Source organism: Rhodococcus sp. WB9, from assembly GCF_007558985.1.
Lineage (GTDB): Bacteria > Actinomycetota > Actinomycetes > Mycobacteriales > Mycobacteriaceae > Rhodococcus_F > Rhodococcus_F opacus.
This window is the reverse complement of record NZ_CP041769.1, coordinates 6582851-6601848: the sequence shown is the minus strand read 5'-3', so window position 1 is coordinate 6601848 and position 18998 is coordinate 6582851. Positions and strand designations below refer to the sequence as shown.

The window sequence follows — 18998 nt, the reverse complement described above, 5'->3', positions numbered from 1 at the left end:
GCCGCCCGTGCGCCTTTCTGGTTGTGCTAGCTACCAGAAAGGCGCACGGGCGCTCCGCGCCACACGTCGGCGAGCAGGTCGTACGTCTTCAGCCAGGACTCGGTGTTCTCGGCATGGGAGGCGACGATCAGCTCGTCGGCCTGCGCGTGCTCGGCGAATTCGTCGAGGTACGTCTTGACCTCGGTGGGGGTGCCGACGGCCGAGTAGCGCACCATCTGCGCGACCTGCTGACCCGCCGGGGACGTCATGATGAGGTCGACCTCCTCGGGGGTGAACTTCTGCCCGCGACCGACCATCTGCACCACCCGCCGCCGCAGGGACGCTTCGAACTGCCGGTGCGCGTCCTCGGTGGTGTCCGCGGCGATGGCGTTGACGCCGGCGATGACGTACGGCTCGGACAGATCCTCGGACGGCTCGAACCGCTCCCGGTACAGCGTGACGGCGTCGACGAGCGAGTCGGGGGAGAAGTGGGACGCGTTGGCGTAGGGGAGTCCGAGCTTCGCGGCGAGCTGTGCGCCGAACGTCGAGGACCCGAGGATGTAGAGGGGAACGTTCGTACCCTTGCCGGGGATCGCGTCGACGCCGGGAACCCGTGACACACCGCGGAGGTATGCCTGGAGTTCCAGCACGTCCTGCGGGAAGCGGTCCGCGGACGCCGGGTCGCGGCGCAGCGCATACATCGTCTTCTGATCACTGCCGGGGGCGCGTCCGAGTCCGAGGTCGATGCGACCGGGGTGCAGTGTCTCGAGGGTGCCGAACTGCTCCGCAATCGTCAGCGGCGCGTGGTTCGGCAGCATGATGCCGCCGGCGCCGAGCCGGATGCTCTCGGTGTGCGCGGCGACGTGCGCGATGAGGACGCTCGTCGCGGATGAGCCGATCGACGGCATGTTGTGGTGCTCCGCGTACCAGATGCGGCGGTACCCGCGGGTCTCCGCGAGTTGCGCGAGCTTCACGCTCGCATCGAAACTGTCCCGCGCCGTGTCGCCCTCGCGGATGTAGGCCAGATCGAGAATCGACAGAACAGCGCTCACGGGATTCGTCACCTTTCGTCACCAAGAACAGGCGCGAGAGGTTGGCCTCGCGCACTACCTCTGGGTGCAACCGCAGAGGTAGTGCGCGTATTCCGGGCGACCGGAACGGTCAGGCGTCGACGAGGGGACGCAACGTGCGCCCGGTGAGTTCGACGATGCCGGGTTCGTGCCCGTTGGCGACGAGATTGAGGACGATGCCGTCGATTCCTGCGTCGAGGACACGGGCCTTCAGCTGTTCGGCCACCTCGTCGGGGGCGCCGCAGAACTGCCGGTCGGTGGCGGCGGCGCGTTCCTCGTCCGACGCCTTCGACAGGTCGACACCCTGCGTGAGCAGGAAGTCGTGCTGGAGCTGCCGGGCGCGGTCGCCGTCCTCGTCGATGATGACGAAGGCGAGGTAGCTGGTCTCCAGCGTGGACCGGTCGCGACCGATCTCCGAGCACCGGGCATCGAGGGCCTCGAGCTTGCGCGGCAGTTCGCGGGCGTTGCAGATGATGTTCAGGTGGTCCGCGAACCGGGCGGCGAGACCGAACGTCTTCTTCTCACCGCCACCTCCGAGCATGATCGGCAGGTTGTCGCGGATCCGTGGCTCGTTGATCGCGTTCTCGACGTGATACCACTTGCCGTCGAACGTCGGACGTTCGCCGTGCAGCATCGGCGCGATGATCTGCAGTGCCTCGTCGAGTCGTTCGAATCGGTCGGTGAACGTGCCGAACTCGTAGCCGTACTGCTTGTGCTCGAGTTCGAACCAGCCGGCGCCGATTCCGAGGACGGCCCGTCCGCCGCTGGCGACGTCCAGGGTGGTCACCGCCTTGGCGAGCATGGGAGGGTTCCGGTAGGTGTTGCCGGTGACCAGGGCGGACAGCTGGATGGTGTCGGTGGCCGTGGCGAGGGCGCCGAGGGCGGTGTACGCCTCGAGCATCGGTTCGTCGGGCGCACCGATACCCGGCAGTTGGTAGAAGTGGTCCATCACGAATGCGGTGTCGAAGCCCGCGGATTCGGCCTCGCGGGCCTGCGCGACGACGGTCGGGAACAGGTCCGCGACGGGGGTGGAGTAACTGAAATTCGGCATCTGATATCCAAGGCGAATAGTCACCCGTTCGACGCTACTCGGATGTCGGCGTGGGCACCTCCCCGAATTCGAGGGTGGGTAGGTGCGCACCCTGGGGTGCCTGGCGGAGGCGGTGCGGGTCGAGCAAGCTGTTGATTGGTGCCACAGCAGTCGCCGATCCGACATCCGCGACGACTCTGCGCAGTGGGGTGATGGAGTGCAGAGCGCAGCAGCCCGAGGGGGAAAGATGAACTTCGATTTCGATTCGCAGCAATCCGGTGGCACGGCGTGCGCCTGCCCGGAAAGGCCCACGCTTGTCCGGCCCGATGTCGCCATCGTGGAACGCCCGCTCGGGCACCCGACGCGATCGACGGTGGGCGCCTTCCCGCTGACCGCGGCGCAGCGGTCCATCTGGTTCGCGCAACAGCTCACACCGGAGATCCCGTACGTCATCGCCCACTACGTAGATCTGCGCGGTCCGGCCGAACTCGCCGTTCTGCGTGACGCCACCCGTCGCGCGAATCGCGAATTCGGCTGGGGGTCGGTGCGCCTGGTGGACATCGACGGGCAGCCGCATCAGGTCGTGGACCCGACCGTCGACGACCGGGTGCCGACCACCGACCTTCGCGGCGAGGACGATCCGGTCGACGCTGCTCACCGCTGGATGCGGAACGATCGGAGCGCTCGCACCGACATGTACGACGGACCGCTCCTCGTCTCGCACATTCTGCAACTGGGCGACGATCATTATTACTGGTACTCCCGCGCACACCACATCGTGTCGGACGGGTACGCCGCGATGATGCTGATGAGCCGTACGGCCGAACTGTATGTCGCTGCCATCGAGGGCAGGGAACCGCCGGACAGCCGAATCGTGGGACCGGAACCTCTCGTGCGGGAAGACGCGACCTACCGTGCCTCCACCCGGTTCGCCCGCGACCGCGACTACTGGCGCGAAACCGGCGGCGACCCGGCTTCGGTCCTCAGCCTCAGCGGCCGCACGGCGCGACCCGGCACCGACGCCCGGACGGCGACCGGGCACACGAGCCCGAGCGGGAACCCACGGAATTCGACGGCCGTGACGGTCGCCGCCTTCGCCGCCTACCTCGCCAGGATGACCGGCGTCGACGACGTCGTCCTCTCGTTGCCGGTGTCGGCGAGAACGACGGCCCGCCTCAGGTATTCGGGCGGTTCGGTGTCCAATGTGATCCCATTGCGGTTGAGGGGGATCGGTTCCGCCACAGTCCGTCGTGCGGTCGGAACCGCCGAGGCGGCGTTGACGGCGGCACTACGCCATCAACGCTACCGCCGCGAGGACATCGGCCGGGACCTCGCCACGGGTGGTGTCGAACTCATGCATTTCGGTCCGGTGGTCAACGTCATGATGTTCACGAAGGAGATCACGCTCGGCGCCGTGAACGGGACGGTCCGGGTGCTCACCACCGGTCCCGTCGCCGACCTCGCCGTCAACATCTATCCCGGGGCCGAGGGCAGTGCCGCCCGCATCGACTTCGAGGGAAATCCGGCACTGTACGACCACGCCGAACTGACCGGACATCACGCGCGTTTCCTCGCCTACCTCGACCGGTTCACCGCATCGCTCGAGTCGGAACGACCGGTCGCCGACCTCGACGTCTTCTTCGCCGGCGAGCGCGAAAATTTCGCTCCCGCGCAGGGACTTCCGGATGCCGACCCGATCACACTCGACCGCCTCCTCGCGGGGACCGTCGCGGACGCCCCGGGGGCGATCGCGATCCGCGACCGCGGGCGGGAACTGTCCTACGGCGACCTGGACCGGCTCGCCGGCCTGCTCGCCCGCGTCCTGACCGGCCGGGGCATCGGCCCCGAGAGCATCGTCGCGGTCTCCATCCCGCGGTCGCTCGAGTCGGTGCTGGCGTTGTGGGCCGTCGCGAAGGCCGGCGCGGCCTACGTTCCGATCGATCCCTCACACCCGAGCGCTCGCATCGCGTACACCCTGGACGACTGCGGGGCGACGGTCGGGCTGACCGTCCGCACGGAGCGCGCCCGACTGCCCGGCACCGTCGCATGGCTGACCACGGATATCGACGACCTCGAAAACCTCTGTGAAGAAACCCTCCCCGGTGCGGAACGGACCCGTCCGCTACTCGTGGACCATCCCGCGTATCTGATCTATACGTCCGGGTCGACGGGAGCGCCGAAGGGCGTCGTCGTCACCCATCGCGGTCTCGCCAACCTCGTGCAGGAGATTCGGGACAAGTACGCGTTGTCCGCGCGTTCTCGTGTCCTGCATTTCGCCTCACCGAGCTTCGACACCGCGCTCGTCGAAGTACTCGCGGCCTGTGTCGGCGGCGCGACGCTCGTCGTGACCCCGCCCGGGGTGTTCGGCGGTGAGGAACTGTCACGACTGTTGCGCGACGAACACGTCACTCACCTCCTGATGACGCCGTCCGCCCTGGCCGCCATCGATCCCTGCGCGATGGACGAACTGGAGTTGGTGCTGGTCGGAGGGGAGGTGTGTCCGCAGGAGCTGGCGCGGCGGTGGGCCGGCGGCCGGACCATGCGGAACGCGTACGGTCCGACGGAGACGACGTGCAGCGTCACTCTCACGGATCCGGTGTCACCGGACGAGCGGATGACGATCGGCGCTCTGATGCGCGGTGTGGACGCGGTGGTTCTGGATCGCCGTCTACGTCCGCTTCCGCCGGGCGCTGTCGGTGAGCTGTACCTCGCCACCCCGGCACTCGCCCGCGGCTACCATCGGCGGCACGGGCTGACCGCTGCCCGGTTCGTCGCCGACCCGTTCGGCCGCAGCGGCTCCCGGATGTTCCGCACCGGGGACGTGGTGCGGTGGACGGCGGCAGGAACGCTCGAGTTCCTGGACCGAGCGGACGACCAGATCAAGATCCGAGGGTTCCGTGTGGAGCTGGGCGAGATCAACGCCACGCTGAACACGCATCCGGGCGTCGCCTTCGCCGCGACGGTGGTGCAACGGAATCCGGCCGGCGACCCGAACCTGGTGTCCTACATCATGGCCGACGGGGACGCGTCGATCGATCGCGAAGCGTTGAAGGCGCACCTGGCACGGTTCCTGCCGGAATACATGGTTCCGAAATCGATCATGCTCGTGAACTCGATCCCGTTGACTCCGACGGGAAAGCTCGACCGGGCGGCGCTCCCGCTGCCGGAGTTCGGCTCGGATTCGGTGCTTCATCGTGACCCCGAGACCCCGGCCGAGCGCCGCGTCGCGCGGGTATTCGCCCAGGTGCTCGGCGTGGATTCGGTCGGCGCCGACGATTCCTTCTTCGATCTCAGCGGCGATTCACTGTCGGCCATCCGGGTGGTCGCGACGATCAACGCCGAGTTGGGCACCACGCTGGGCGTGCGCGAACTCTTCGACGCACCGACGGTCGCGGCACTCGCACGGACGATCGCGGAGGCCGGCGCACACCCGCAGAACGCGGGGCGCCCCCACGGGCCGACGTTGGGCGCCGCACCACTGCCGGACCTGGTGCCGCTGTCCCCGTCGCAGTACTTCATCGACCGCACCGTCGTGGAACCCGCTCTCCACAACATCCCGTTCACGGTACGAGTGCGCGGCGGATTCGACGTCGACGCGCTGCGCTCGGCGATGGCGGATGTGCTGGGCCGGCATCGTTCGCTGCGGACGGTGTTTCCCGACTCGCCGTCGGGCCCGTACCAGCATGTGCTCGACGTGGCCGATGCGCTGCCCGACCTGACTCCGGTCGAGACCGGCGCCGCGGACGTGGAAGCACAGACGTCGGAACTGTTGTCCGCGGGATTCGACGTGCGGCGCGAGCCTCCTCTGCGTGCCCGGCTGTTCCGGCTCGGCGACGGCGACCACCTTCTGGCCTGCGTCGTCCACCACATCGCGGCCGACGGCTGGTCGCTCGCACCCTTGGCACGAGATCTCGCCGACTCCTACCGTGCCCGGTCGACCGGCAGTGAGCCCGAGTGGGAGCCCCCGGTCGTGCACTACGCCGACTACACGGTGTGGCGTCGGGCCTTGCTCGGCGACGAGAACGACCCGGACAGTGTCGCGTCCCGGCAGATCGCCCACTGGACGAAGGAACTGTCGGGACTTCGGGGGGAGCTTGCGCTGCCCACCGATCGCCCCAGACCGCACCGGTGGACCTATCGAGCGGGACGACTTCCGTTCTCGCTCGACGAGCGTGCGCACCGAGGCCTGCTGGCCACCGCGCACGAGCACCACGCCAGCCTGTTCACGGCGCTCAGGTCGGCAGTGGCGGTCCTGCTCGCCCGCGTCAGCGGCGACCCCGACATCGCGATCGGAACTCCGATCGCGGGCCGAGGAGACCCGGCGCTCGACGACGTGGTGGGGATGTTCGTCAACACGCTGGTTCTGCGCACCCGGGTGGACCCGACGATGACGCTGTGCGACATCGTCGATCGGTCCCGCGGCGTCGAGCTTCGCGCTCTGGCAAACGCCGACGTGCAGTTCGAGCGACTCGTCCAGGTGCTCGATCCGCCGAGGTCACCGTCCCTGCACCCGCTGTTCCAGGTCGCGCTGTCGCTGAACAACTTCGCTCCCGCAGCCCTGAACGTGTCCGGGCTCGACTTCGAGGTCGCACCCCGTCCACTCGACATCGCCAAGTGCGATCTGCATTTCCACTTCACCGAACGTCACGACGTCGACGGGCGGCCCGACGGTATCGATGCCGAACTGGTGTATTCCGCCGACCTCTACGACGCATCCACCGCACAGGGTTTCGTCGACACGCTGCACACCATCGTCGACCCGATCGGTAGGTGACCCCGCGGAATCGACGTGGTAGAGATAGCTCATGAGCGGCATCCGGAGATCTGGTCGGGCAGCGGCGCTCGTCGCGGTCGTCCTCGCACTGGCCGCCTGCTCCGACCAAGCCGGCACCGCAGTGAGCGAGCCGTCGACAACGACGACCGTGTCCGCCGCGGATACGTCCAGCGCCGAGGCGACCACACCCGCGAGCCTGCCGTACACGGAGACGGAGTTGCAGGTCACGGGTTTCACCGGCCGTGTCGGCTACGACGTCCTCATCCCGCAGATCGAGGGTGGAAATCCGGCGGTCACCGCCGAGTTCAACGAATCGATGCGGGCCGCACTCCAGGACCAGATCGACGGCTCGGGCACCGACGCCTTCACGCTGAGCAGCCAGGAGCACAGCGTCGCGCACATCGGCGAGCATGTGATCAGCGGTCTGCTGGTGACGTCGTGGAATGCCGATCCGCCCGGTGCGCATCCCACCCCGATCGTCGCGACGGTGGTGGTGAATGCCGATACAGCCGCGCCGATCACGCTCGCCGATCTCTTCCCCGACCTGCCGGCGGGCTTGCAGGCGCTGTCGGACGAATCCGCGCGTCTGCTCCCCGCGACGGTCGCGGGACCGGATTTCGAGCGCAGCGGCATCGAACCGACCGAGGCGAACTTCGCCAACTGGCTGGCCACCCCGGCAGGCATGGAGATCCATTTCAACGATTACCAGGTGGGACCGCACGCCATCGGACTCGTCACCGTCACCGTGCCGTGGGACGCCCTGGCCGACGTGATCGACCCCGATCTCGCTCCCGTCGTGTCGAGTTAGGCGCTGCCCGACCGCTCACCGGGAACGAACCTGTGGCTGTCCCGGTGCCGCGACCTACCGTCCCAGACAGGCCTTTGCTGCCGAATGTGTCTGTCGAATGGGAGAGGAGCGCGCCCGTGAGTGCACGCACCGAAGTTGATGCTCGTGCGAATCGGATCGGCGACGTGGACGCGGTTGTCGTCGGCGCGGGATTCGCTGGTCTGTATGCCGTCCACAAGTTGCGGAGCCTGGGTCTGACCGTCCAGGGTGTGGAGGCGGCGGGAGGCGTCGGCGGAACGTGGTTCTGGAACCGCTATCCCGGCGCCCGGTGCGACGTGGAAAGCGTCGACTACTCGTACTCGTTCTCGCGGGAACTCGAGCAGGAGTGGGATTGGAGCGAGAAGTACGCCACCCAGCCCGAGATCCTGGCATACATCAATCACGTCGCGGACCGGTTCGACCTGCGTGACCGATTCCTGTTCGGTACCCGGGTGACCTCCGCGGAACTGGACGAGGAGACGCTCCGGTGGGAGGTGCGCACCGACCGCGGCGACGTCCTGTCCGCCCGGTACTGCATCTTCGCGACCGGTGCGCTGTCCACCGCGAACACGCCGAACATCCCGGGCCGCGAATCGTTCACCGGCGACACCCATCACACCGGTCAGTGGCCGCACGAGGGTGTCGACTTCACCGGCAGACGGGTCGGGATCATCGGCACCGGTTCCTCGGGAATTCAGTCGATTCCCCTCATCGCCGAGCAGGCCGAGCACCTGTACGTGTTCCAGCGCAGCGCCAACTACAGCGTCCCGGCGGGCAACCAGACGTGGGACGACGAGATGCGGCGCGCGATCAAGGCGGGATACGACGAGCGCCGACGGCTGTCCCGGGAGAGCGGTGGCGGTTCCCCGTACAACGCGCATCCGAAGTCCGCGCTGGAGGTCTCCGACGAGGAACGTCGCGAGGCCTATGAGACGCGATGGAAGCTCGGCGGGGTGCTGTTCGCGAAAACCTTTCCGGACCAGACGAAGACCGAGGCCGCGAACGCGACGGCACGCCAGTTCGCCGAGGAGAAGATCCGCCTGCTCGTCGACGACCCCGCCGTCGCGGACAAGCTGATCCCGAACGATCACCCGATCGGGACCAAGCGGATCGTCACCGACACCCACTACTTCGAAACGTACAACCGGCCGAACGTCACCCTGGTGGATCTGAGGGCGGCGCCGATCGAATCGATCAGCCCGTCGGGGATCACCACCGCCGACGCCGACTACGCCTTGGACACGCTGGTGTTCGCCACCGGATTCGACGCCATGACCGGCGCCCTCGACCGCATGCGGATCGTCGGGCGCGGCGGTGTGTCGCTTTCCGAGTACTGGAGTGAGGGACCGAAAACCTATCTCGGTCTGGGTGTTCCGGGGTTCCCGAACCTGTTCGTCGTGACGGGACCGGGCAGCCCGTCCGTGCTGGCGAACATGGTGCTCGGCGCCGAACAGCACGTCGACTGGATCGCGGACTGCATCGAGCACCTGTGGGAGAAGGGCCACGACGCGATCGAGGCGTCCGTCCCCGCCACCGAGCAGTGGGTGGAGCACTGCCGTGAGCTCGCAGCGCAGACCCTGTTCCCGTTGGCGAACTCCTGGTACATGGGCGCCAACATTCCGGGCAAGCCCCGCGTGTTCATGCCGTACCTCGGGGGCTTCGGCGCGTACGGGCGGATCTGCGCGGACGTCGCGGAGGAGGGGTTCCGCGGTTTCGAGTTCAGCCGATCCAGGACGAGGCTGGCCGACCCGGTGGGATAATTTCCCGGACATTGATCAGCCGCGCAGGTAATTGCCTGCGCGGCTGACCATTTCGTGGGAGAACAGGGCGAGTTCAGTCGGGGAGTGCGTACGTGGCCCACGCCTGCGCGAGCACGTCACCGTCCCGCGTGCACGTGACGGCGACGTCCGCCATGCGTGTGCCGTCCTGGACGTACGTCTGCCGAAGCGACGACGTGAAGTCCGCACCGGACGGCACGGCCTGCCGGATGCGGGTGCGGAACCTGCGGAGGGCACCGGGGAACTGCTCGGCGCAGTAGCGCTCCAGCAGGTCCACCGTCTGGTCGTCGGGCGTGACGGTCCCGGTGAAGCTGTTCGTCCAGAACTCGAAGACCAGCTGCTCGTCGCGGTTGCGGAACCGGACGAGCAGGTCGTGGTCGCCCACCCTCCGGACCTGCGCGGACAGGGCGTCGTCCGACGTCCGGTGCGGTCGCAGCAGGAGGAAGTCCTGTTCGACGGCCGCCCCCGGCTCGGGTGCGACGACCACCCCGCTCGGGACGGCGTCGGCGCAGAGCCGGCGAACCTCCGCTGTGCACGGCTGCGAAGAGATGAGTGCGGCCATCGTTCCTCCCAATTCACGGGTATGTGATCCGCACGGTAGTCGCCGCGGCTTGTGAACGGGGGGTGTGGTCCCTGTGATCGGGACGCCGACGTTCCGCCGAAGTGGGTGGATGCGAAAGCCTCTCGCTGAGTGGGAGAGTCGGGTACCGCTGCGGACCCGTCGCGCCGACTATGAGCTACACCACACCCCGAGGGTGTTCTTGACGTACAGCGAGGCGGAGGTAGACATGGCGCGCAACAGTGCCGTTGACGGCGACGAAGTCCGGATGATCGAAGTGGGATCGGCACCAACGCGTTTCGCGCGGGGGTGGCATTGCCTGGGTCTGGCGAAGACCTTCAGGGACGGCGCCCCGCATCAGATCGATGCGTTCGGCACGTCGCTGGTGGTGTTCGAGACGTCCGACGGGACCCTCAGTGTGCTCGACGCCTACTGCCGTCACATGGGTGGCAACCTGGCGCACGGCACCGTGAAGGGTGATTCCATCGCGTGCCCGTTCCACGACTGGCGCTGGGGCGGCAACGGCAAGTGCACGGGGATCCCGTACGCGCGACGTGTCCCGCCGCTGGCGCGGACTCGGGCCTGGACGACCATCGAGCGCAACGGGCAGCTCTACGTCTGGAACGACCCGCAGGGCAACCCGCCGCCCGCCGACGTGACGATTCCCGAGATCGAGGGATTCGGCTCCTCGGAATGGAGCGAATGGACCTGGAATTCGCTGCTCGTCGAGGGCTCGCACTGCCGCGAGATTGTCGACAACGTGGTCGACATGGCGCACTTCTACTACGTCCACTTCTCGTTCCCGCGCTACTTCAAGAACGTCTTCGAAGGGCACGTGGCCACCCAGTACATGCAGTCGACACCCCGCCACGACATCTCGGTGGGCACCAGCTACGACGACCCCAATTCGACGCTGCGCTCGGACGCCTCGTACTTCGGCCCGTCCTACATGATCGACAAGCTGTGGAGCGAAGCGAACGGCATGATGATCGAGACGGTGCTGATCAACTGTCACTACCCGGTCACCGCGAATTCGTTCGTCCTGCAGTGGGGCGCCATGGTGAAGAAGCCCGAGGGGCTGTCCGACGAGGTGGCGAACGGAATGGCGGCGCAGTTCGCCGAGGGCGTGGAACTCGGGTTCAAGCAGGACGTCGACATCTGGCTGAACAAGTCGCGCATCGACAACCCGCTGCTGTCGGAGGAGGACGGGCCGGTGTACCAGCTGCGTCGCTGGTACCAGCAGTTCTATGTGGACGTCGAGGACATCACCGACGACATGACCAAGCGCTTCGAATTCGAGATCGACACCACCAGGGCGGTGCAGAGCTGGGAGGCGGAGGTTGCCGACAACCTCGCCAACGGCGTCGTGCCGCTCGACACCAACGCCTGAGCCCGGCTCCGAAAAGAAGGACACGACAGATGACCCACGAGGTTCTCGACAACATCATGGCGATCGCGGATCAGCTCCGCGATCAGGCGCCCGAGGCCGAGCGGATCGGACGGCTGCCCGACGACACGGCGAAGAAGCTCCGTGAGGCCGGGCCGATCAAGCTTCTCCAGCCCGGCAAGTACGGCGGCTACGAGGCTCATCCGCGCGAGTTCGCGGAGACGGTGATGGCCGCGGCGTCCCTCGACCCGGCCACGGGCTGGGTGTGCGGCATCGTCGGCGTGCACCCCTGGCAGCTGGCGTTCGCCGACCCGAAGGTGCAGGACGAGGTGTGGGCGGCCGACTCCGACACCTGGATGGCTTCGCCGTACGCCCCGACCGGGATCGCGATGCCCGTCGACGGCGGCTACCTCTTCAGCGGTCGCTGGCAGTTCTCGTCGGGAACCGATCACTGCGACTGGATCTTCCTCGGCGCGATGCTCGGCGACAAGGACGGCGCGATGGCCCTGCCGCCGAAGATGCTGCACATGATCCTGCCGCGCAGCGACTACGAGATCGTCGAGGACTCGTGGAACGTCGTCGGGCTCAAGGGCACCGGTTCCAAGGACATCGTCGTCCGGAACGCCTTCGTCCCGGACTACCGGGTGATGGATGCCGACGAGGTCATGAACGGCACCGCGGTGCGGAAGTTCGGGCGCACCGAGACGCTGTACAACATGCCGTGGTCGACGATGTTCCCGCTCGGAATCTCCTCCGCCGTGGTGGGAATCGCCGAGGGCGCTCTGGCCGCTCACCTCGACTACCAGCGCGACCGCGTCGGCGCGCAGGGCACCGCGATCAAGGACGACCCCTACGTGCTCTTCGCGGTCGGCGAGGCCGCGGCCGACATCAATGCCGCCCGCCAGGAACTCCTCACGAACGTCGACAGGTTCTGGGACCTCGTCGAGTCGGGCAGGGAGGTCACGTTCGAGGACCGTGCGGCCGGGCGCCGGACGCAGGTGCGTGCCGCGTGGCGTGCGGTCACCGCCGTCGACCAGATCTTCGCCCGCTCCGGCGGCAACGCGCTGCGCATGGACAAGCCGCTGCAGCGGTACTGGCGGGACGCGCACGCCGGCCTGGCGCACGCCATCCACGTGCCGAGCACCGTCTACCACGCCTCCGCGCTCAGCTCGCTCGGCCTCGACCCGGCCGACAACCTCAAGTCGATGATCTGACCGCCGTCGGACCTCGAAAACAGCAGAAGGACAACACATGACAGACATCAAGGGGCTTGGCTACGTCAAGATCCAGACCACCGACCTGGAGCGGTGGCGCACGTTCGCTTTCGACGTGCTCGGATTCGCCCAGGGCACGGGCCCGGACGAGGACGCCCTGTACCTCCGGATGGACGAGCGCGCGGCCCGCATCGTGATCGTGCCGGGCGAGACGGACGAGGTCGTCACCATCGGGTGGGAGGTCCGCGACCATGCAGGTCTGGTCCGCGTCCAGGAGGCGGTCGAGGGTGCCGGGATCGCCGTCAAACCGCTGTCGGTGGAAGAGGCCGACGCCCGCCGCGTCGAAGAGGTCGTCACGTTCCAGGATCCGACCGGTGCGACGATCGAGATCTTCCACGGCGCCGTCCTCGACCACAGCCCGGTGGTGACCCCGTTCGGCGCGAAGTTCGTCACGGGGGCGCAGGGTCTCGGCCACGTGGTGCTGCCGGTGATGGATTTCGGCGGCGCGTTCGACTTCTACACCGAGGTGCTCGGCTTCCTGCCCCGCGGCGCCTTCCGCATCCCGGCACCGCCGGAGTTCGGTCCGATGCGGGTGCGCTTCCTGGGTGTCAACGAGCGGCACCACAGCCTGGCGCTGTGCCCGGCACCGCACGGCGGTGCACCGGGACTGGTGCACATCATGGTGGAGGTCGACACGCTCGACGCCGTCGGCCAGGCTCTCGACCGCGTCGTCAAGGACGGGTTCTCGGTCTCCTCGACCCTCGGCCGCCACACCAACGACAAGATGGTGTCGTTCTACGTGCGTGCCCCCGGCGGCTGGGACATCGAGTTCGGCACCGAGGGGATGAAGGTGGACGAGAAGTACTACTCCGCGGAGGAGATCACCGCCGACAGCTACTGGGGCCACGACTGGTCCGGAAGCGAGCCGCTGGCGGCCATGTGACGGGTGTCCGGGCCCGGTGCACGCATCCACTCGATGCATGTGCCGGGCCTTTGGGCTGTTCGGGGCCGTTCGACCAGCACTATTGCAAATAGGTATATGCCTATTTATAGTAAGTGTCGCCAGTCACACACCGCGTCGCCGCACCGAGCAGCGCCGCTACGGAGGTCCCCATGACGACGACACTCAGCCCCACCCCCACCGCCGGCCTCGATCGCGCCGCCCTTCTCCTCGACGCGTTCGACGGCCCGGGCAGGCTCACGCTCGCGCAGATCGTGCGCCGCACGGGGCTTCCGCGCTCCTCCGCGCACCGGATGCTCGAACGTCTCGTCCAGCTGCGGTGGCTCCGCCGGGAAGGCCGGGACTACGAACTCGGGATGCGACTGTTCGAACTCGGGTCGCTGGCCGTGCACCAGGACCGTCTGCACCGGGCCGCCCTGCCGTTCCTGCACGAACTCCACCGGCTCACCGGGCACGCCGTGCACCTCGCGGTACTCGAGGGAATCGACGTCGTCTATCTGGAGAAGATCGCCGGACGGTTCGGCGTCGGGTTGCCGTCCCGCGTCGGCGGCCGCCAGCCCGCGCACTGTACGAGTGTCGGCAAGGTACTGCTGGCCCATTCGCCCGAGTCCGTGGTCGACCGCGTCGTCGAAGCGGGTCTGCCCCGCAGCACACGTTTCAGCATCGACTCACCCGCGGCGTTCCGCACCGAGTTGCAGAAGACCCGCGAACGCGGAGCGGCCTACGACCGGGAAGAGGATCTCGTCGGCGTCAGCTGCGTCGCCGTGCCGGTGGGCACCGAGGACAACGTGGTCGCGGCCATCTCCGTGTGCGGTCCCAGCAGTCAGATCAAACTCGATCACCGTCTGACCGCACCGATTCGCATGTCCGCCAAGGGCACCTGGCGCAACTACATGTCGACCGCGACGCCGGCCGCCGGACGCGCCGACCGATACACCGCCTGAGGCGGGTGAAGGAGCACGAATGCCGCTCGACGAGCAGGCCGAGACCATCCTCCGGGGACTGAACGAGAACTTTCCCCGGGTGGAGACCATGACCGGCGCCCAGGCGCGGGCGGCGACGAAGGCGGGACGCAAGGCCGTCGCCGACCCCGAGCCGGTCGGCAGTGTGCGCGATCGGGAGATCCCCGGCGGGGCCGGACCGATTGCGGCACGCATCTATTCGCCGGCGAAGGATCCCGCGGAGTCCCTGCCCGTCGTCGTCTTCTTCCACGGCGGCGGGTTCGTGATCTGCGACCTCGACAGTCACGACGGCTTCTGCCGCGCGATGTGCAACGGGATCGGGGCCGTCGTCGTCTCCGTCGACTACCGACTCGCCCCGGAATCGCAGTGGCCCGCCGCAGCGGACGACGCCTACGCCGCGACGTGCTGGGTCGCGCAGCACGCCCGCGCTTTGGGCGGAGATCCGGACCGGCTCCTCGTCGCCGGCGACAGCAGCGGGGGCAACCTCGCGGCCGTCGCGGCGCTGATCGCCCGGGACCGGGAGGCCCCCGCGGTTGCCGGACAGCTACTGATCTACCCCGTCATCGAACCGGTCTTCGACACCGAGTCCTACGAGGAATTCGCGGAGGATCACTTCCTCACCCGCTCTGCGATGCAATGGTATTGGGATCAGTACCTGCCGACGCACCGCGAGACCGTACCCGCCTACGCCGCCCCGGTCCGGGCGGAGGATCTCGGCGGGCTCCCACCCGCGATCGTGCTCACCGCCGAACGCGATCCCCTCAGGTGCGAGGGGGAGAAGTACGCTGCGGCGCTCGCCGACGCCGGTGTTCCCGTGCAGGGCAGGCGGGTGGAGGGAATGTTCCACGGATTCTTGACGATCGACGCGCTGGCCGCGGCGCAGACCGCGCGGCGGGAGCTGTGGCCTCGGCTCCGGAATCTGGTGGCCGAACCGGTGCGGACTCCGTCCGACTAGTCTTCGCGCTCCGCCTCGTCGTCCGCGTCCCGTGCCGCCTTCATCGCGGCCTGGTACTCCTGCTGCGCTGCGCGGGAACGCCGGATCGAATGTGATGCGGTCGGTTTCGGCACACCGGGATGCTCCGGCGTCCCTGCGCCGTGCATCCGCTCGACGGCCTCGTCGATGTCGGCGAGCATCTGCTTCGCGAGCTCGCTCTCGGCCGCGTAGTAGCGCTCGGACCATTTGTTGACCATGTGCGCGAACGCCCACGTGGGTTCGACGTCGGAATCGCGGGCGTCGAGCGCTGCCTGCCTGCTCATCCCCTCCACATACGAGATGTGCTCCTTCAGGGCATCTTTGAGCTGCTCCGGCTCGGTGAGGTGACCGAGCCACATGCGCAGCATCACACCGTGCTTGAGAACGGGCGGATCGATCGGCGCCTCCCGCGCCCAGCTGCGCATGACGGCCATGCCCGCGTCCGTGATCTTGTACAGGCGCTTGGGTTTCACCCGTGCCTCGTCGTCCACGACGGTCCGCGACGTCACGTATCCCAGGTCCTCGAGCTTCTTCAGCTCCGAGTACACCTGGCTGAAGGACGGGCTCCAGTAGAAGAACCGCACACTGTACGACGCCCACTTCTTCAGGTCGTAGCCGGACAGCTCCTCGCCGAACGACAGGATGCCGAGTACCGGCCAGCTCGTGGAGCGGAGGCCGGCGAACCCGGAACTCTGTGTGGGGTCGGACGATGGCATTTCCCGAGCCTATCAACCGTGCGCCGCCGGCCGGACAGCGCGAAACCCTGCCGCTGGGCGGGACGAGGCATTCCCCGCCGGAAGGCGCCGCGGCCAGGCTGAACGCAACCCGTCGATCCGAGGAGACACGATGACCCGAACCGAAGAACCCGTGCCGGTGGCACGACGCATCGACCCCGCCGAGCTCAAGTCGGTGCTCGGGCACTTCTGCACCGGAGTCACGGTGATCACCGCACACGACGGCGAGAGCCCACACGGCTTCACATGCCAGTCCTTCGTGTCGCTGTCGCTGGACCCGCCGTACGTGTCGTTCAGCCCCGCACGGACGTCGACCAGCTGGCCGCGGCTGCGGGCGAGCGAACACATCTGCGTCAACGTTCTCGCTCACGACCAGCGCGACGTGTGCGGGACGTTCGCAATCAGCGGCGCCGACAAGTTCGCCGACGTCGGGTGGTCGCACGCCCGCAACGGTGCCCCGGCGCTGGACGGTGTGCTGGCCCAGGTGCAGGCCACCGTCGAATTCGAGCACGACGCCGGCGACCACACCATCGTCGTCGCGCGCGTCACCGGTCTGGACGTGCTCAGGGATGCGCCGCCGCTCCTGGTGTACCGCGGCGGGCTCGGCATCTTCACCGCGGCCACCTAGCCGCGCTTTCTCCCGCGCGGCCACCTAGCCGCGCTTCCCCCGCGCGGCGGCGGTGCCGCTGTCTCCCGCGCGGCGGCGGTGCCGCTTTCTCCCGCGCGGCGGTGCCGCTTTCTCCCGCTCCGCGGGAAATGCTGTGGGAAACAGCAATTGACACCGGCAGGGTGTGATCGAGACCACTTCGGAAGGTGTGCACGATGAGCGTAGACGAGCAGAACTGGGACCGGGAGGTAGATCTCCTGGTGATCGGCAGCGGTGCAGGTGGCATGACCGCTGCCCTCGCCGGGGCCGAGCGAGGACTCGACACCCTCGTCGTCGAAAAGTCCGGGGTGTACGGCGGTTCGACGGCACTGTCGGGTGGCGCCCTGTGGATTCCCAACTCGCCGATCCTCGTCCGTGAAGGCCGCGCCGACGACCCCGACGACGTCCGGAAGTACCTGGAGTCGATCGTCGGCGACAGCGTGCCGGCCGAACGCCTCGACGCGTACATCGAGCAGGGGCCGGCCATGATGCGGTTCTTCGAACAGAACTGCCCGCACCTCCGGTTCTCCTGGTGCGAGGACTATTCCGACTACCACCCCGAGAACGTGGGCGGACGGCCGAAGGGGCGGACGGTCGAACCGCTGCCGTTCGACATGAACCAGCTCGGCGCCGACGGCGACCTGCAGCGGCCGAACTCCCTCGCGATGCCCGGTGGGCTGTACATGACATCCACCGAGTTCCGCCACCTCAACATGTTCTTCCGCACCTGGGCCGGACGCAGGACAGCGCTGGGTGTCGGCTGGCGGTCGGTCGTGGCGATGCTGCGGCGCAGGCGGATGGAGACTCTGGGGCAGGCCCTCGTCGGCCGGCTGCGGCTCACGCTCCGGGAGGCGGGGGTTCCGCTGTGGCTGAACTCCCCACTGAAGGGTCTGGTCACGGACGAGTCGGGAGCTGTCACGGGTGCGGTCGTCGAGTCCGGGGGACAGGAACTGCGCATCCGCGCCCGCCGCGGCGTGATGATGGCCACCGGCGGATTCGAGCAGAGCGAGGAGATGCGGAAGCAGTACCTCCGGGAAGGCGGCAAGGACAACTACAGCGCCGGCTCACCCGACAACACCGGAGACGGAATCGTCGCGGGCGAGCAGGTCGGCGCCGCCGTCGATCTGATGGACGACGCCTGGTGGATGCCGTCGTTCCGGCGGCCGGACGGCATCATGCACGTCCTGGTGTCGGAGCGGTCGATCCCGCCGTCGCTGATCGTCGACCAGAACGGCAAGAGGTTCACCAACGAGGCGTCCCCGTACGTGTCGTTCGTACACGACCAGATCGCCGGTGGTCACGACCCCGTGTGGTTCGTGTTCGACTCGAAGGCCAAGAGCCGCTACCAGTTCGGTGGGGTGATGCCCGGGCAGAAGTTCCCCGCGGAATGGTTCGAGACGGGGCTGATGCAACGCGCAGCATCCGTCGGCGAGCTCGCGCAGAAGATCGGCGTTCCCGCGGAGTCGCTGTCCGCGGAGATCGCCCGGTTCAACGGTTTCGCCCGTGCGGGGGTCGACGCCGACTTCGGCCGCGGCGACAGCGCCTACGACCGGTACTACGGCGACCCGCGACTGCCCAACCCGACCATGGACGAGGTGGACCGGGCTCCGTACTACGCGGTGCGGATGGAAGCCGGCGACCTCGGCACCAAGGGCGGGCTCGTGTGCAACGAGCACAGCCAGGTGTGCCGCAGCAGCGGCGAACCGATCCCCGGGCTCTACGCCACCGGCAACACGTCGGCGTCCGTGATGGGCAACGACTACGCCGGTGCCGGCGCGACGATCGGTCCCGCGATGGTATTCGGCTGGGTCGGCGCCCGGCATGCAGCAGCCGGGGCGGTGGGCTGAGTGCTTCCCGTCGAATGCCGACGCTGCGGCAACGCGGTGCTCGTGGAGAAATACAGCGAGGCGCACACGAGCGTGCAGTGGCTGGGCGACGCCGAGCAGACCTGTCCGGAGTTCGCACTGCGTGCGCAGGAGGGGGAGCACTCGATGTTCGTCCCCACCTGCGGCGCGCTGCGCGGATCGATCGACGACGCGGTGGAGAACGGGCGGGTGGGGCTCTCCCTGCGCAGCTACCCGACTCCCGGCCGCCTGGACTAGAGA

At 68.0% G+C, this 18998-nt stretch carries 15 protein-coding genes; 11 read left to right on the top strand and 4 right to left on the bottom strand.

Translation table 11 applies throughout. From position 1 onward, the window contains the following. Positions 1-26 precede the first annotated feature (26 nt). Together FND50_RS30785 and FND50_RS30780 are read right to left on the bottom strand one after the other, a co-directional pair. Complete coding sequence (locus tag FND50_RS30785; protein WP_007297605.1) at positions 27-1031, bottom strand: LLM class flavin-dependent oxidoreductase; 1005 nt, start codon at positions 1029-1031, stop codon at positions 27-29. A 109-nt stretch (positions 1032-1140) separates the two neighbouring features. Beyond that, a complete protein-coding gene (locus FND50_RS30780; RefSeq protein ID WP_007297606.1) occupies positions 1141-2124 on the bottom strand; it encodes an LLM class F420-dependent oxidoreductase in 984 nt (327 codons plus the stop codon). 202 nt (positions 2125-2326) lie between these two features. On the opposite strand from FND50_RS30780, the gene FND50_RS30775 reads away from it, so the two are divergent. The 3 genes from FND50_RS30775 (at position 2327) to FND50_RS30765 (ending at position 9439) form a co-directional block, all read left to right on the top strand. Continuing rightward, entirely contained in the window at positions 2327-6853 is a 4527-nt protein-coding gene (locus FND50_RS30775; RefSeq protein WP_144288217.1) for a non-ribosomal peptide synthetase, read from the top strand. A gap of 31 nt (positions 6854-6884) precedes the next feature. Next, complete coding sequence (locus FND50_RS30770) at positions 6885-7661, top strand: RsiV family protein (protein WP_144288216.1); 777 nt, start codon at positions 6885-6887, stop codon at positions 7659-7661. Between the two features lie 155 nt (positions 7662-7816). Then, on the top strand, positions 7817-9439 hold the full coding sequence (locus tag FND50_RS30765; RefSeq protein WP_186301356.1) for an NAD(P)/FAD-dependent oxidoreductase: 1623 nt from the start codon (positions 7817-7819) through the stop codon (positions 9437-9439). Between the two features lie 73 nt (positions 9440-9512). Here FND50_RS30765 and FND50_RS30760 read toward each other — a convergent pair whose 3' ends face one another. Beyond that, complete coding sequence (locus FND50_RS30760) at positions 9513-10019, bottom strand: hypothetical protein (protein ID WP_144288214.1); 507 nt, start codon at positions 10017-10019, stop codon at positions 9513-9515. Between the two features lie 226 nt (positions 10020-10245). Here FND50_RS30760 and FND50_RS30755 point away from each other — a divergent pair, with 226 nt between their 5' ends. The 5 genes from FND50_RS30755 (at position 10246) to FND50_RS30735 (ending at position 15495) form a co-directional block, all read left to right on the top strand. After that, positions 10246-11406, top strand: coding sequence for a Rieske 2Fe-2S domain-containing protein (locus tag FND50_RS30755; RefSeq protein WP_144288213.1), 1161 nt, complete (start codon positions 10246-10248; stop codon positions 11404-11406). 29 nt (positions 11407-11435) lie between these two features. Beyond that, complete coding sequence (locus FND50_RS30750) at positions 11436-12617, top strand: acyl-CoA dehydrogenase family protein (protein ID WP_144288212.1); 1182 nt, start codon at positions 11436-11438, stop codon at positions 12615-12617. A 37-nt stretch (positions 12618-12654) separates the two neighbouring features. Then, complete coding sequence (bphC, locus tag FND50_RS30745) at positions 12655-13560, top strand: biphenyl-2,3-diol 1,2-dioxygenase (protein WP_144288211.1); 906 nt, start codon at positions 12655-12657, stop codon at positions 13558-13560. 170 nt (positions 13561-13730) lie between these two features. Then, positions 13731-14522, top strand: a complete 792-nt coding sequence (locus tag FND50_RS30740; protein ID WP_144288210.1) for an IclR family transcriptional regulator — start codon at positions 13731-13733, stop codon at positions 14520-14522. Positions 14523-14541: 19 nt separating this feature from the next. Continuing rightward, entirely contained in the window at positions 14542-15495 is a 954-nt protein-coding gene (locus tag FND50_RS30735) for an alpha/beta hydrolase (protein WP_144288209.1), read from the top strand. On the opposite strand, the gene FND50_RS30730 is transcribed toward FND50_RS30735, so the two are convergent. Beyond that, positions 15492-16229: a PadR family transcriptional regulator gene (locus FND50_RS30730; RefSeq protein ID WP_144288208.1), complete on the bottom strand. Its 738-nt coding sequence runs from the start codon at positions 16227-16229 to the stop codon at positions 15492-15494. The two genes, FND50_RS30735 and FND50_RS30730, sit on opposite strands and share 4 nt — an antisense overlap. Positions 16230-16359: 130 nt before the next feature. Here FND50_RS30730 and FND50_RS30725 point away from each other — a divergent pair, with 130 nt between their 5' ends. The 3 genes from FND50_RS30725 to FND50_RS30715 all read left to right on the top strand — a co-directional run bounded on the left by FND50_RS30725 (position 16360) and on the right by FND50_RS30715 (position 18995). Further along, positions 16360-16875 (top strand): flavin reductase family protein, encoded by a 516-nt coding sequence (locus FND50_RS30725; protein WP_144288207.1) that lies wholly within the window; start codon positions 16360-16362, stop codon positions 16873-16875. A 194-nt stretch (positions 16876-17069) separates the two neighbouring features. Then, positions 17070-18740 carry an FAD-binding protein gene (locus FND50_RS30720; protein ID WP_144288206.1) on the top strand — a complete coding sequence of 557 codons (1671 nt, stop codon included), beginning with the start codon at positions 17070-17072 and terminating at the stop codon, positions 18738-18740. Further along, a complete protein-coding gene (locus FND50_RS30715) occupies positions 18741-18995 on the top strand; it encodes a hypothetical protein (RefSeq protein WP_144288205.1) in 255 nt (84 codons plus the stop codon). Positions 18996-18998 lie beyond the last annotated feature (3 nt).

Coding starts and splice junctions, on each gene's coding strand:
- FND50_RS30775 (WP_144288217.1), top strand. CDS start 2,327: ATGAACTTCGATTTCGATTCGCAGCAATCCGGTGGCACGGCGTGCGCC.
- FND50_RS30770 (WP_144288216.1), top strand. CDS start 6,885: ATGAGCGGCATCCGGAGATCTGGTCGGGCAGCGGCGCTCGTCGCGGTC.
- FND50_RS30760 (WP_144288214.1), bottom strand. CDS start 10,019: ATGGCCGCACTCATCTCTTCGCAGCCGTGCACAGCGGAGGTTCGCCGG.
- FND50_RS30755 (WP_144288213.1), top strand. CDS start 10,246: ATGGCGCGCAACAGTGCCGTTGACGGCGACGAAGTCCGGATGATCGAA.
- FND50_RS30750 (WP_144288212.1), top strand. CDS start 11,436: ATGACCCACGAGGTTCTCGACAACATCATGGCGATCGCGGATCAGCTC.
- bphC (WP_144288211.1), top strand. CDS start 12,655: ATGACAGACATCAAGGGGCTTGGCTACGTCAAGATCCAGACCACCGAC.
- FND50_RS30740 (WP_144288210.1), top strand. CDS start 13,731: ATGACGACGACACTCAGCCCCACCCCCACCGCCGGCCTCGATCGCGCC.
- FND50_RS30735 (WP_144288209.1), top strand. CDS start 14,542: ATGCCGCTCGACGAGCAGGCCGAGACCATCCTCCGGGGACTGAACGAG.
- FND50_RS30730 (WP_144288208.1), bottom strand. CDS start 16,229: ATGCCATCGTCCGACCCCACACAGAGTTCCGGGTTCGCCGGCCTCCGC.
- FND50_RS30725 (WP_144288207.1), top strand. CDS start 16,360: ATGACCCGAACCGAAGAACCCGTGCCGGTGGCACGACGCATCGACCCC.
- FND50_RS30720 (WP_144288206.1), top strand. CDS start 17,070: ATGAGCGTAGACGAGCAGAACTGGGACCGGGAGGTAGATCTCCTGGTG.